Origin of the sequence: Clostridium manihotivorum, from assembly GCF_004015185.1 — a bacterium.
GTDB lineage: Bacteria > Bacillota > Clostridia > Clostridiales > Clostridiaceae > Clostridium_AR > Clostridium_AR manihotivorum.
In genome coordinates this window covers 4,586,700-4,602,042 of sequence record NZ_CP025746.1, presented here as the reverse complement: position 1 = coordinate 4,602,042, position 15,343 = coordinate 4,586,700, and the positions used below count along the sequence as shown (strand labels likewise).

Below are 15,343 nucleotides of genomic sequence, written 5' to 3'. Positions count from 1 at the left end.
TTTGTAAGTAGCGTATCTATAAATATAATATGAACCATACTATTACTAAAGTAAAAAAGGAGGTTCATATATATGAGAAAAATTCTACAAAAAACAATTGCAATTATGATTTTATTTTTATTTGCTACCAACTTCAAAGTCTTTGCTTCAGATTTTAATAAGCTTACAAGAGTTCAAGTTTTAAATACTGGACAAAGTGATGCTATACTGATACTAAGTAAGGACTTTAATATTCTAATCGATACAGGTGCTAAAGAGCAGAGTTCTAAGCTTATAGCGCAGCTTAAAAGTGAGTCTATTGATAAATTAGACTATGTCATACTTACACATTATCATGATGATCATTACGGCGGATTAGAAGATGTTTTAAAATCAGTAAAAGTATCTCGCTTAATGCTTCCAGAATTTTGTGTGAAACAAGAGGAGAAAGCTAAAGTGATGAAAGTTGTAGAAGCCTCCAAGGTAAAATATGAGTATGTAAAAGCTGGATGGTATATGGAACACAATGATATACACCTTAAAGCTATAGCGCCTACAAAGCCAAGTAAACTTTTAGAAAATAATAACTCCTTAGTACTTTTAGGACAAATTGGTGATTTAAGGTATTTATTCATGGCTGATGCCGAAAGAGATTTGGAAAAACAAATCATGAAGAATAAAGATATTGCTGATGTAGATGTTATAAAAGTAGCACACCACGGCATAGGTACTGGATCTTATAAAGATTTTGTAAGAAAAGTCAGACCAGGTATAGCTATAATAACTTCTAACGGAGTAGAAAGCCCTAATAGCAAGGTAGTGAAGAACTTTACGGATCTTAAATGTAATGTGTTTAGGACAGATCAATATGGTGATATTATGGTACTTAGTGAGAAAGATGAAAATGGAGTGGTACACTTAGAAGTATATTCTAGGAAAAATTAAAATATCAAGTTTTAAAAGTTGCCGCTCACAAATTACTGTATTAAAATTAGGTTGTCTTTCATCACATATTTTTATGAGTTTATAAAAAATAAATAATATAAGCAAATTTAAAGTTATAAGCCATGCATATAAAAGTAAGTTATTCTCTCTTTTATGCATGGCTTATATTCATAGTAATTTATAAATTTCTTAGCATAAGACACATAGAACTATTTTTCTTTATTCCTCAAAATTAACTTAGTCAATTCGTTTATTACCAAAGGTATAAGGGATAGTATAATGACAAATCCCCAATCTTTTATGGTAAGTGAGTAAACTTTAAATAGTTGAGCTATTGGACTGATAGTTATAACTGAGGCTTGAAGTATGATTCCTACTATTATAGCTATGATCAAGAAATGATTAGAGAATATTCCGATTTGGAATATAGATTTCCTATCATTTCTTATGGAAAGTGCGTAGAATAATTGAGATATACTAAGCACAACAAAAGCCATAGTTCTAGCATGAGGAACAGAGTTAGGATATAAATTTTCTCCCACTCTAAAAGCAACTAGTGTTAACGCACCTATAAGTACTCCATTTAAAGGAAGCATTAGCTTAGTTGTTCCACCAAAAATGCTTTCTTTAGGATTTCTTGGAGGAAGATCCATTACACCCTTATCTCCAGGATCCACACCAAGTGCTAAAGCAGGTAAGCTATCGGTTATTAGATTTACCCAAAGCAGGTGGATTGGAAGCAGAGGAGAATCCCAATTCAATAAGATTGCCACAAATAAAGTAATTATTTCACCTAAATTACAAGATAGTAGAAATACTATAGATTTTTTTATATTGCTAAAAATATTTCTACCTTCTCCTACAGCAGAAACAATAGTTGTAAAGTTATCATCAGTTAAAACCATATCTGCAGCACCTTTTGCAACATCAGTTCCTGTTATGCCCATAGCGACACCGATATCAGCTGCCTTTAGTGAAGGAGCATCATTAACACCATCACCGGTCATTGAAACTATATTACCATGAGCTTTAAAAGCTTTAACAATCTTAACCTTATGTTCTGGTGAAACTCTTGCGAAAACTCTTAGGCTTTTTACTTTATTACTAAATTCTTCATCATTGAGTTTATCTATATCCTCACCGGATATAGATTGATCTAGATTTTCTGCTATACCAAGTTCCTTAGCTATGGCAAAGGCTGTATTTTTATAATCTCCGGTTATCATAACTGGAGTTATTCCAGCATGTTTACATAAGGCTATGGAGTCTTTTACCTCCAGTCTAGGAGGATCAATCATTCCCATCATGCCTATAAAGATTAGGTCCTTTTCTATTTCATCGATATTAATATGGGCTGAAGGAACTTCTTTGTATGCAGCAGCTAAAACTCTTAGTGCATCATCAGACATCATATCTACGGCCTTTAATATATCTTTTTTCATATTTTCTGTTAATTCAAGAAGTTCACCTCTAAGAAGTAGTTTATTACAAATCTTTAGGATGCTATCTATAGCTCCTTTGGTAAAGACCCTGTATTTATCATTGTAAGCATTGACCGTAGACATTAGCTTTCTGTCAGAATCGAAAGGAATTTCATCAACTCTTTTGTGTCTATTATTTATAGATTCTTTTGTTATATCATATCTAAAACCAGCTTCTAACAAGGCTATTTCTGTGGGATCTCCTGTTTTTGAGTTCTCTGAGTATGTAGCATCATTACATAACATCATACAATCTATAAGTAATCTGCCAGTTTTATTTTTATAGTCCAATGCATCTATCTTCAGAAGTTTATCATCGGCGTAGAATTTTGTTACTGTCATCTTGTTTTGTGTAAGTGTACCAGTTTTATCAGAACATATAATATTTACAGATCCCAGGGTTTCAACAGCAGGTAGTTTTCTTATTATGGCATTTTCTTTTATCATTCTCTGAACCCCCATGGCTAAAACAATAGCCACAATGGCAGGTAAACCCTCTGGTATAGCTGCTACAGCAAGACTAATAGATGTAAGTAGCATCTCAAATACATCTCTTTTTTGAAATAAAGAAACTAAAAATATAATCAGACAAATACCTATGGAGCCGATACCTAGGTATTTTCCTAACTGCTCAAGTTTCTTTTGAAGAGGAGTAGAGTCTTCTTCCTCCTGTTCAAGCATCCTAGCAATTTTTCCTATTTCTGTATCCATTCCAGTACCAACAACTACTCCAATACCTCTACCGTAGGTTGCAAGGGTAGACATGAAAGCCATATTATGCTGGTCACCTACTGCAACTTTACCATCAATAATGACATTGGCATCTTTATCTGCTGGTACTGACTCTCCAGTGAATGCTGATTCTTCCATCTTTAAATTAGCGCTCTCAATTAATCTAAGATCTGCTGGAATATATCTTCCAGCATCTATTATTATTATATCTCCAGGTACTACTTCCTCCGATGGAATTTCTACTAAGGCACCATCTCTTTTTACTACAGCTTTTGGAGTAGATAGCTGTTTTAGAGCTTCTAAGGCTTTCTCTGCTTTAGATTCTTGAACTACTCCAACAATTGCGTTTACCAGTATTACAATTACAATTATTATAGCATCGCTGATTTCTCCCATTAAGCCTGAAATAAAGGCGGCAGCAAACAAGATATAAATCATGAAGTCAGCCAATTGAGATAAAAAAAGTTGAAATATACTTTTTTTCTTCTTACTTGCTAACTTATTCTCACCATATTTGGATAATCTATTTTTTGCTTCTTCTGTAGATAAACCAATTTTTTCATCTACATTTAAATCCTTTAATACTTCGCTAGTATTTTTAGAATACCACATAGAAATAATCACCTCATTATACAGTATTAAATAACGTTAATTAGGACATCTATTATAAGTATATCACATATTGAATATTATGAAATATATGGGATTTAAAAAAGCTTCGACATAATACGTCTGAAACTTATAGAGTCTTCAATTCATCTATTAATCTATAACCGCCTGATAATCCCAAGAAGTCGGGATATTGGAGCAAGTATAAATTAACTTTCCATATAGTAACTCTTTAGTTGTTTAATAAATTATAATTTGATATAATAATACACACTAATATTAGTAATTAACATAATATTTATGCAGATATATGTGAATTTTAAAATAGATGATTCTATGAACATACTAGTTCTATTATTATTAATTAACGGTTATTTAATACTAATAAAAAAGCAGGTGAGGATTTGTGGAAATTTCAAGGGTAGGAAGAAAGAGCACTGTGCAAAGTGAAGAAAGAAAAAAAATCGATAGTAAGCAAGATTTTTCTCATAGCTTCAATCAAGAGAGAAGAAAAAAATCTGAAGAGCAATTACAAAACTTAATGGACGATATAAAGAAAAAAGGTAATAGGCTTGTAATAACAAAGAGCTATGCTGATGTTAGAGCTTATAAAAACCAAATAAAAGAATATCTAAAATCGGTTTTAGAGTATATGTATAGTGTGAAGAAGGATATTAGTTTTTGGCAGACTCAATATTTTATAACTGTAGATACCATTGATTCAAAGCTACAAGAACTTACAGATTCACTTTTATCAGAAGAAAAAGATAATATATCTATTGCATCTACTGTTGATGAAATACAGGGTTTAATGGTGGATATATACAAATAATTTGCTAAAGAATCAAAAAATCGCTAAAGTGATCTACTTTAGCAATTTTTTTGCTCATCGGCCTTTCCAAATTAATAGAAAAACACCAAGATATTATTACAAAGTCTTGGTGCTTTTTTATTATAAAGCAGAACATCTCTAGAAATTCTATTTAGTATCTAAGCCAGCTATTAACTGAAGCGTCAGATGGCATTCTCCAATCACCTCTTGGAGATAAGCTTATGGTACCAACCTTAGGCCCATCAGGCAAAGCAGATCTCTTGAATTGTTGAGAGAAGAATCTATAAAGGAACTTATCTAGCCATTTTCTAATAGTTTCCTCATCATATAAATCTTTAAAAGCAGCCTTTGCTAGGAATAGTATTCTTTCCGGTGAAGAACCATGCCTAATAAAATGATAAAGGAAGAAATCATGAAGTTCATATGGTCCTACGATATCTTCAGTCTTTTGAGATATCTCCCCATTTTCATCCTTTGGAAGAAGCTCTGGACTTACTGGGGTATCCAATATATCGTACAAGGTATCAGAAGCGTTTTTACTTACTTCGTATTTTGCAACATAATCAACTAAATATCTAACCAAGGTTTTAGGTATAGACGAGTTAACGGAATACATTGACATATGATCTCCATTATAAGTGCACCAGCCCAATGCTAGTTCTGAAAGATCGCCAGTTCCTACAAGGATTCCACCTTCTTTATTGGCAAGATCCATAAGTATCTGCGTTCTCTCTCTTGCTTGAACATTTTCATAAGTAACGTCATGTATATTTTTATCATGACCAATATCTTCAAAGTGTTGAAGTGCAGCCTTTACTATGTTTATTTCTCTAAGATCACAGCCAAGTTCGGTACAAAGGGTCAGAGCATTGTTATAGGTCCTATCTGTTGTACCGAAGCCAGGCATAGTGATTGTTATTATGTTTTTTCTAGGTAAGTTTAAAAGATCAAAGGTTTTAACAGCCACAAGTAGCGCAAGGGTAGAATCAAGTCCGCCAGATATACCAATTACAACTTTTTTTAGTGTGGTATGTTCTAGTCTTTTTGCTAGAGCAGAGGCTTGAATATTAAAAATTTCTTTGCATCTATCCTTTCTTTGAATCTCTGAAGAAGGAACAAAAGGATGTTTGTCAACAAATCTATTAAAATCTTTAATGGTTACATCACTAAAGCTGAAATCTATGTTTCTAAATTCTAAGGTATTTAACCTAGCTGTATCTCTAAAGCTAACATTTTTTAATCTTTCAGAATTAAGTTTATATAAATCTACTATTGAAGAAATCACTTGATTTTCTCTTTGAAAACGTTCGTTTTCAGAAAGTTTAGATCCGTTTTCAGCAATCAACATATGACCGCTAAATAGCAAATCTGTAGTTGACTCATGAACACCTGCTGAGGTATAAATATATGAGCTCATGCATCTAGCACTTTGATCAGCTACTAAAGATTTTCTATAATCACTTTTTGATACTAGCTCATTAGATGCAGATAAGTTTCCGATTATATTAGCTCCAGCAATAGCTAAATAAGAGCTTGGAGGCACTACAGTCCACAAATCCTCACAAATTTCAAATCCAAAACAGGCATCCTCATAGCTGAAGATAAGATCAGTACCAAAAGGAACAGATTTCTGGAATGGAAGATCTATTACTTTGTTCTTTACACCAATTCCTTCAGTAAACCATCTTTTTTCGTAGAACTCTGTGTAGTTTGGAATATAACTCTTAGGAACTATACCCAGTACTTTTCCTTCAAAAATGATAAATGCACAGTTATATAGGCAATTATTATTAACAAGAGGATTACCTATAGCTATCAGCATATCTTTTCCAAGAGAATATTCACAAATTTTCTCTACACCTTTTATTGAATCTCTAAGCAATCTAGCTTGAGAAAATAAATCTCCACAAGTGTAAGCTGTTACAGAAAGTTCTGGAAAAATTAATGACTTTACATTACTTTTTACTGCTTCGTCTATACAGCTCTTTATATTGTCAACATTATAGTCTATATCTGCTACTTTTACCTTAGGGCAAGCAGCTCCTACTCTTATAAAATCCATATAATCAACTCCATCTTTATGTATTTTCTTTTTTTACAAAGCCTCTATAGATTTACCGCTTCAATGCAATAAATATATTAATTTATATATTTATAGATATACCAGTTCAAAGTAAAATATATAAATTAATAAGGGTAACATTAATAAGTAAAGTTATTTCTAGTATTTGTGAAAAAAATAGAACTGGAATATCTATATGTTAATTGTAAATCAAAATAAAATCAAGACATCCTTAGTTTTTATATGGTTTTATTGGAACAAGTAAAAAAATATTAAAAGTAGCAATAGCATTGATTTTACTGGCTAATATAAAGCTTTGACAATATGTAAATAAGAAAAAAATATTGACATTAATTAGGGAAAGTGATATATAAAAAATATAGATTAGCACTCACTGTTAACGAGTGCTAACAAGAAATATTTAGTTAATAAGCATGTTGCATTATGCATTATGTATGTTTTTTATTGCGAAAGGAGAGGTTTTATGATGGAAACAAAACAATTTAAAGCGGAATCCAAAAGACTTTTGGATCTTATGATTAACTCTATCTATACTCACAGGGAGATATTTTTAAGAGAACTTATCTCAAATGCTAGTGATGCCATAGACAAAATATATTATAAGGCATTGACAGATGAAAGCATAACCTTCAATAAGGACGATTATTTTATTAAGGTAACTGTTGATAAAGACAACAGAACAATAAAGATTTCAGATACTGGAATAGGTATGACCAAGGAAGAGTTAGACGACAACCTTGGTGTTATAGCAAAAAGTGGTTCATTGAAGTTTAAAAAAGAGAATGAGCTAAAAGATGGGTATGATATAATCGGTCAATTTGGTGTTGGATTTTATTCTGCATTTTTAGTTGCTGATACTGTCACTGTTTCAAGTAAAGCTTTTGGCAGTGAGGAAGCATTTAAATGGGAATCAAAAGGAGTAGAAGGCTATACAATAGAACCTTGTGAAAAAACTTCTGTAGGTACAGATATAATTCTTAAAATAAAAGATAATACAGAAGACGAGAGCTTTGATGAATATTTAGAAGAATATAGACTAAAGTCCATAATAAAGAAATACTCAGATTTTATAAGATATCCTATAAAGATGGATGTTACAGAAAGCAAGCTTAAAGAAGGTACTGAGAATGAATATGAAAACTATACTGAAGAAAAGACAATAAATAGTATGGTTCCAATATGGAGAAAAAATAAGTCAGAGCTTAAGGATGAAGACTATGATAACTTCTATTCTGAGAAACATTTTGGTTTCGATAAGCCTCTAAAACATATTCATATAAGTGTTGATGGTGCTGTGAGCTATAATGCCATACTATTTATTCCTGAAAGAACTCCATATGATTTCTATACAAAGGAATATGAAAAAGGCTTAGAACTATATTCAAGCGGTGTAATGATAATGAACAAGTGTGGAGATCTGCTTCCAGATTATTTTGGTTTTGTTAAGGGAATAGTTGACTCTGAAGACTTGTCATTAAATATATCGAGAGAAATACTTCAACATGATAGACAGCTTAAGCTTATAGCTAAGAACATAAAGAACAAGATAAAGAGCGAACTTGAAAGTATGCTTAAAAATGATAGGGAGAAGTATGAAAAGTTCTATGAAGCCTTTGGAAGACAACTAAAGTATGGTTTATACAGTGAATATGGAAGTAATAAAGATGTACTTCAAGACCTAATCATGTTCTATTCTTCTAAAGAAAAGAAGATGGTTACACTTTCTGAGTATGTTGATAGAATGGCAGAAAGTCAAAAGTATATTTACTATGCAGCAGGCGAATCAAAGGAAAGAATAGAAAAACTTCCTCAAACTGAGCTTCTTGTTGATAAAGGATATGAAATATTATACTTTACTGATGAAGTAGACGAATTTGCTATAAAGATGCTAATGTCTTATAAGGAAAAAGAGTTTAGATCTGTATCCAGCAATGATCTTGGAATTGAAGAAGAAAATAATGAAACTTCAAAAGAAGAAGAAAAAGAAAATAAAGATATCTTTGAAGGCATGAAGTCAGTATTGACTGGAAAAGTAAAAGAAGTTAGAGCTTCAAAGAGACTTAAGAATCATCCAGTATGTCTTGCAAACGATGGCGAACTTTCAATAGAGATGGAAAAGATACTTAACTCAATGCCAAATAACCAAGGAGTTAAGGCTGATAAGGTATTAGAGATAAATACAAACCATGAGGTGTTTAAAGCTCTAAAAACTGCATATGAAGAGGATAAAGATAAATTTAATTTGTATACTGACATTCTGTACAATCAAGCACTACTTATAGAAGGCTTATCAATAGGGGATCCTGTTGAGTTTACAAATAGCATCTGTAAGATAATGAAATAAGCATTCAACTTTTTAAGACATTCCTAAAATTCATTTTAGGAATGTCTTTTTTCATTAACTTCTAATATTTGCGGAAATAACATATTTTAAATATATATAGATATTACCAGTTCAAAGAAAGATTTTATAGTTTCCTAGAAGAGGGCTTGAAATTTCTCTGTAAAAATCCAGAGAGGTTTTGAAACTATTTTTAGGATTTATGTGCTACATTTTTAAAGCAAAATGCTTAGAAAATAATTAAATTATGGAATTAAATTGAATTAGTAGTTGTATTTGAGATTTATTAACATTAAACTTAAATTGTTGATGTTTTTTTCTAGTGCAACAATTATAATTATAAATAGATTTGTGAATTAAATGATAGTACACAAAAAAGGGGGGCTAGGTTTGAATTTTTACAATCCTAACGAAAAAATAAGGCTTATGCGAAAAAGATTTAATATGAATCAGGCAGATCTAGAAGATGCAAATATGACCAGAGCTTTTATAAGCATGATGGAAAGTGGCAAGAGAAATGTAAGTAAGGCTAGTTCTAAAATTCTAACAAGTAAGTTTAACGCTAAGGCAATTGAATTTGGAGTAGATATAAGCCTAGACGATGAGTACTTTTATAGAAAACCACAGGAGGATGCTAGATTTTATTGTAATAATGAGCTTCTAAAAGATAATACTCATGAGCAGCTGGAAGAGCTTATAGAAATAGCAAAGGAATTTGAGTTAGATGATATTCTTGCTGAAATATATAAACTTAATGCAGATAAATATTTTCTAGAGGCTAACTTTATAGATGCTTTTATCAACTATAGTAATTGCCTAGGCAAATATAAGGAATTGAAGAATATTAAAGAGCAATTATATATTTATAACTCTTTGGGAATTTGCAAAGCGAAGAGGAGTGAGCATGAAGAGGCTATATTTTATTATAACCAAGCTATAGTGTATGCCAAGGAAGAAAATGATACTAACTATTTTTTAAAAGCTAGTTTCAACTTGGCACTAGCTTATTCATATCTAAAAAAGTATGAAGAATGCATAGAATTGTTAGAAAAGAATATATTTACCTCAAATATCCCTGTAACTGAAGACGTTATAATAAATGCAAAAGTACTAAAAGCTAATATGCTCTATAATATGGGGAAAAAAGATGAGGTGCTTAAAGAATATATTGATATTATAGCTTCAGCAGAAGATAAAGAGAGCAATCTTATGGGAGTGGTATATAATAATCTGGCTTTATTTTATTGTGATTCAGATAATTTTGAAGAATCACTAAAATACATTAGCTATTCTCAGAAGATAAAGAACAAGGTAGACAAGACTACTCTCTCAAATGTTTTAAATACTAAAGCAAGATTATTTTTAAAACAAGGGCATTATGATCAGAGTATTATGCTTTTTGAGCTAGCCATAAGCTTGGCGGAGCAGTATAAAAACTTCTTATCACTTATACAAAATTATATGGAGCTTATAAAAGCTTTGGAGTTGTCTCAAGACTTAGAAAAACTAGAATATACCATTATAAGTTTTATTAACTTTTTAGAGGAACACGAGATTAGCGAAGGAAGGAATTATGCTTTAAGTAAGCTTGCAGAGACATTTGTGAAACAAAAGAAGAATGAACAAGCTATAAAAACTTTACATAAGTTATCAAATATACTTATTGAAGTGTAACTTTTTAAGTTGAATTATTAGAAAAATATGGAAAAGTTCTGAAGATGTGATACAATATTAATATATGATGTTAATGAGGTGTATTAATGAAATCAAAATTACCCAAAATCATTTTTAGTGCTTTTCTAACAATTGCTTTATCTGTTCCTATATTAGGAAGCGTTAATTTTAATGTAGGATCAAATGGACACGGGATGATAAACATAAATACTGAAGATCCAGCCGAAATGAGGTAAAAGTTTTTATACCATGGGTTAGTAAGATAGACTTACTAGCCTATTTTATTGTTAAGACTAGTTATACAAAAAAATGATAGTTAAACCTAGTAATATAAAGGGGTTAGAGTAACTATTTAGTGGGAACAGTAAAAAGTAAAATCATATAGTCTGCCAGGCTTTACATATATGCATTTGAAAAGGTAGATGTATAAATATTATTGAATATAGTAATAGTAAGGCTTATATTTATGATAAGATTTAAAATAAAAAAGGGATTTTATTTATTATTACAACAGTTAGGAGTAAACATATGAGATTTACCATAGAAAACTATAATATTGAGGGCTATGAAGTTAATGTATATCTTCCACCAGAATATAATACAAGCAATTTTCATTATGCTGTTTTATATATAAATGGTGCTGATAATATTATTGATATAGCACAAGCAATAGAGCCTCACTTTTCCTTACAATATAAGCCTTTCATTATGGTTAATGTAAAGTCTAATGATTGGGGAGCAGATTACACTCCTTGGGTTTCACCACCCCTTAATAAAAGTGGAGAGGAATTTAAAGGAGAGGCTGATAGATATATTAAAATTTTAACTGGTACAATAAAGTTATTTATAGATAAGAGCTACAGAACTATAAGAGAACCTGAAAGCACAGCTTTAATAGGGTATTCCTTAGCAGGGCTTGCGGCTTTATATACTCTGTATAGCTGTGATTGTTTTGGTAGAATAGGAAGTTTATCAGGATCTTTATGGTATGATGGGTGGAGAGATTTCGTTTGTTCCAATACACCAGTAAATAAAGATGCAAAAGTATATTTGTCTTTAGGATTAAAGGAAAGTAATAGTAGAAATGCAAGAATGGCTACAGTAGGAGAGTGTACAGAGAAAAACTACTATAGCTTAAAGGAGCAGCTAACAAGTAATGATAATATTAAATTGCAATATAATAATGGAGGACATTTTACTGAGATAGTAGAAAGATTTGAAAAGGCAATTCTATGGTTAATGAGTGATATTAATATTAATTTGAAAATTTAGACTTACTTGAGTATTATATTTTATATAGATGACAAAAAGAAAGAAGGAATATAAATGAAGATAGCCTTACCAGTAAATGGTGATATTATAAACTCCCATTTCGGAAGAAGTGAAAGATTTGCTTTTGCTACCATAGAGGAAAAAAAGATAGTAGATATTGAAGTGGTATCTACAGAAGAATTGGTACATAATCATGATGGATTAGTAAACTTATTTGTACATGAAGGTGTTGAAGCTGTAATAGCTAATGGCATTGGCCAAGGAGCGATAAATGCCATAAAGGAAAAAGGCTTTGAGCTAATAAGAGGGGCCTCAGGAAGATATATAGATGTGCTCCAACAATATATTGATGGCTCCCTTGAAGATAAGAATATGGTTTGTAGTAATCATAAAAAGCATTCTGAAAAGTATCTACAAATTCAATTAAAAATAATAGGCATATGCATTTCTAAAAATTCATATGCCTATTATTTTTTACTGTATAGGAAAAATTTTGTTAGCTAAACCTAGTGATATTAAGCTTTTAGGGTAGGTATTTAGGGTGAACAGTAAAAAAAGAAATTATATTCGCCTGCCAGATTTTCCACATATACATTCTGAAAGGCAGATGCGCAAAAAAGTCCTTGAAGAATGGGCACTTCAGTGACTTTTTTATATTCTTTACTAAGTGGTATACAGATAAAATTATGTGTAGAAACTTGATTTTTTATGTAATCTAAATAGAAGGGCAACTTATAGAAAAATTTTCGTTGAAGCATAGAAAGACAATATAACTTAATAACCGCAAGTGAGCAATAAGTGTTAGTTGAAAAATTGATATTATTTCACTAATTGCTTGAAATAAATGGAATAAAAGGTTAAAATTATATGTAAATATATGTAATTTTAGCTTAAATAAAGTCGCAGATATTTGCATATATTATAGAGTTCCTAATATACCAGAAAAACCAAAGAATAGGGAATTTTCGAGCAAATATAAATGAAGTTTCAATATAGGAACTCTTTAAACAGTCTTTATATTGTATCTATAATCCAATAATAGCCTTAACTTAAAGAGAATTTTATAAAGAAAGGAAGAATGTCATCTTGAGTTTGGTAAATGAATTGCGAAATAGGCATGAAAATAAGGTACCTAGACATATAGCGATAATTTGTGATGGTAATGGAAGATGGGCAAGAAAGAAAGGCTTGAATAGAACTTTTGGTCATAAAGCTGGTACAAAACCAATTGAGAAAATTACAAAAGCTTGCGTGGAAATGGGGGTAGAAGTTCTTACCTTCTATGCTTTCTCTACTGAAAACTGGAATAGGACTGAGGAAGAAGTTAGTTTTTTAATGAATCTGTTCAAAGATTTTTTTATTAAATTAAGAAAAGAAGCTGATAACAATGTAAAGGTAAGACATATAGGATTTACAGATAAGCTTTCAAAGGAATTATTAAAGGAAATAAGGAAAACAGAAAATGCAACAATGAATAACTCAGGATTAATACTAAATATAGCATTAAATTATGGAAGTAGAATAGAGATAACCGATGCTATAAAGAAAATTGTTGATGATGTAAATTCAGATAATATTAGCTTAGATGGAATAAATGAGAGCCTGGTTAGTAGTTATATGCTAACAGCAGGTTTACCAGATGTAGATTTGATTATTAGAACCAGTGGAGAGAAAAGAATAAGTAACTTTCTACTGTGGCAGGCTGCAAAAGCTCAGCTTTGGTATACTGATGACTGTTGGCCTGATTTTACTTGCAAACATTTGAAGCAGGCAGTTAATAGTTATAATAGAAGTCTGATTATAGGCTAAAGACATACTACTTCAAAATGGAATCTATCAAACTAAAGCTCTTCTGTCTTATGAGAAGAGAGTTTAAAAATATAAGTTTTAATATGAAGTAGTGCATATATAGTAAATTACAATAATTACATATATGTTTTTTATAATTTATATATGAATATTATTAGTATTTGTTATTTGAAAGGTTAATAATTGGCAAATAGATAATTTTATAGTGCTATTTATCAAATTTATCATAATGAATGATAATATTTGGTAGTTTGTCAATAAATATTGACAGCTAGATTATCCTGTTGTACACTGTTTATAGAATTTAATAAGGCCTCACTTTTTATCAGTGGGGTAGAGGCGCGATATTTAATAGTTTTAGGTGGAGCTAGAGAGAGCTAAGAAACCTAAGAGAAGGAAATGTCGCCGAAGCTTATAATATATCTCAGTATTATTTGCTGGGTCTGCAGTTAAGAATTGCAGGACTGTCTCAATAAACATCCCGGTTTATTGAGTTGTGCTATCTCATTTTGGGAAAAAGAAGGGGGCATTAGGCTAATTATGTTTATTAAGACCTGAGCTCATCTCAGGTCTTTTTTTTATTCAATTAAACCGTTATAATTTCAAATTTAAATTATATTTAATTAGAATTATTGTTCAAATTTAGGACAAGTTAAAGGCTCTACAGTAGAAAAAATTAAAAAGGAGATTTTAAGATGAAGAAAAAATTATCATTATTAATAGCAATGACTATTGCAGCAACTACGATTTTTACAGGATGTGGAACAAAGGCAAGTGCTGATAAATCAGCAAATGGCGGTACTTTTAAAATAGGTTTGGAAGCAGCATATGCACCTTTTAACTGGACTCAAAAAGATGACTCTAATGGAGCTGTTAAAATTGATGGAAGTTCAGAATATGCAGGTGGATACGATATAGAAATTGCAAAGAAAATAGCTAAGGACTTAGGAAAACAACTAGTTGTAGTTAAAACAGAATGGGATGGACTTGTGCCAGCATTAACTTCTGGAAAGATAGATGCTATCATAGCAGGTATGTCTCCAACAGCAGAACGTATGAAGACAATAGATTTTACTAACAACTACTACAAATCAAACTTAGTTATGGTTGTTAAAAAAGGCGGAAAGTTTGACGATGCTACATCTATACAAGATTTTAAAGGAGCAAAAATAACAGCACAGTTAAATACCTTCCACTATACAGTGATTGATCAAATTAATGGAGTTCAAAAACAACCAGCTATGGATAACTTCCCAGCAATGAGAGTTGCTCTAGAATCAGGCATAATTGATGGGTATGTATCAGAACGTCCAGAAGGTGTAAGTGCTCAAACTGCCAACTCAAAATATAAGATGGTAGAGTTTAAGACAGGATTTAAAACTTCAGATGAGGATACTTCGGTAGCAGTAGGAATTGTTAAAAATAGCGACTTGAAGGATAAGATAAATAAAACTTTAGCAGGTATTTCAGAAGATGAAAGAAAGACAATAATGGATACTGCTATAAAGAATCAACCTGCAGCAAAATAGTTTTTGATTATGTAATAAACCGAATGTAGTTTACCGCATTCGGTTTAATAATTGAAG

General features: G+C 31.1%; 10 protein-coding genes and 1 riboswitch. Of the genes, 8 read left to right on the top strand and 2 right to left on the bottom strand.

What is annotated here, in order from left to right; translation table 11 throughout:
* Window positions 1-72 precede the first annotated feature (72 nt).
* On the top strand, window positions 73-924 hold the full coding sequence (locus C1I91_RS20645; RefSeq protein WP_128214571.1) for a ComEC/Rec2 family competence protein: 852 nt from the start codon (window positions 73-75) through the stop codon (window positions 922-924).
* Between the two features lie 209 nt (window positions 925-1,133).
* On the opposite strand, the gene C1I91_RS20640 is transcribed toward C1I91_RS20645, so the two are convergent.
* Window positions 1,134-3,749 (bottom strand): calcium-translocating P-type ATPase, PMCA-type, encoded by a 2,616-nt coding sequence (locus C1I91_RS20640; protein WP_128214570.1) that lies wholly within the window; start codon window positions 3,747-3,749, stop codon window positions 1,134-1,136.
* Window positions 3,750-4,152: 403 nt separating this feature from the next.
* On the opposite strand from C1I91_RS20640, the gene C1I91_RS20635 reads away from it, so the two are divergent.
* Window positions 4,153-4,578 carry a YaaR family protein gene (locus tag C1I91_RS20635; RefSeq protein ID WP_128214569.1) on the top strand — a complete coding sequence of 142 codons (426 nt, stop codon included), beginning with the start codon at window positions 4,153-4,155 and terminating at the stop codon, window positions 4,576-4,578.
* A 151-nt stretch (window positions 4,579-4,729) separates the two neighbouring features.
* On the opposite strand, the gene C1I91_RS20630 is transcribed toward C1I91_RS20635, so the two are convergent.
* On the bottom strand, window positions 4,730-6,640 hold the full coding sequence (locus C1I91_RS20630) for an NAD(+) synthase (RefSeq protein WP_128214568.1): 1,911 nt from the start codon (window positions 6,638-6,640) through the stop codon (window positions 4,730-4,732).
* 487 nt (window positions 6,641-7,127) lie between these two features.
* Between C1I91_RS20630 and htpG the strand changes: the two genes are divergently transcribed.
* The 6 genes from htpG (at window position 7,128) to C1I91_RS20600 (ending at window position 15,286) form a co-directional block, all read left to right on the top strand.
* On the top strand, window positions 7,128-9,005 hold the full coding sequence (htpG, locus tag C1I91_RS20625; protein ID WP_128216056.1) for a molecular chaperone HtpG: 1,878 nt from the start codon (window positions 7,128-7,130) through the stop codon (window positions 9,003-9,005).
* Between the two features lie 387 nt (window positions 9,006-9,392).
* Window positions 9,393-10,676: a helix-turn-helix transcriptional regulator gene (locus tag C1I91_RS20620; protein ID WP_164880609.1), complete on the top strand. Its 1,284-nt coding sequence runs from the start codon at window positions 9,393-9,395 to the stop codon at window positions 10,674-10,676.
* A 528-nt stretch (window positions 10,677-11,204) separates the two neighbouring features.
* Window positions 11,205-11,948 carry an alpha/beta hydrolase gene (locus C1I91_RS20615; protein WP_128214566.1) on the top strand — a complete coding sequence of 248 codons (744 nt, stop codon included), beginning with the start codon at window positions 11,205-11,207 and terminating at the stop codon, window positions 11,946-11,948.
* A gap of 54 nt (window positions 11,949-12,002) precedes the next feature.
* Complete coding sequence (locus C1I91_RS20610) at window positions 12,003-12,452, top strand: NifB/NifX family molybdenum-iron cluster-binding protein (RefSeq protein WP_128214565.1); 450 nt, start codon at window positions 12,003-12,005, stop codon at window positions 12,450-12,452.
* A gap of 582 nt (window positions 12,453-13,034) precedes the next feature.
* Window positions 13,035-13,757, top strand: a complete 723-nt coding sequence (locus C1I91_RS20605) for an isoprenyl transferase (protein WP_238475855.1) — start codon at window positions 13,035-13,037, stop codon at window positions 13,755-13,757.
* A 326-nt stretch (window positions 13,758-14,083) separates the two neighbouring features.
* A riboswitch (Lysine riboswitch) is annotated at window positions 14,084-14,267 on the top strand.
* A 185-nt stretch (window positions 14,268-14,452) separates the two neighbouring features.
* On the top strand, window positions 14,453-15,286 hold the full coding sequence (locus C1I91_RS20600; protein WP_128214563.1) for a transporter substrate-binding domain-containing protein: 834 nt from the start codon (window positions 14,453-14,455) through the stop codon (window positions 15,284-15,286).
* The last annotated feature ends 57 nt before the right edge of the window (window positions 15,287-15,343 follow it).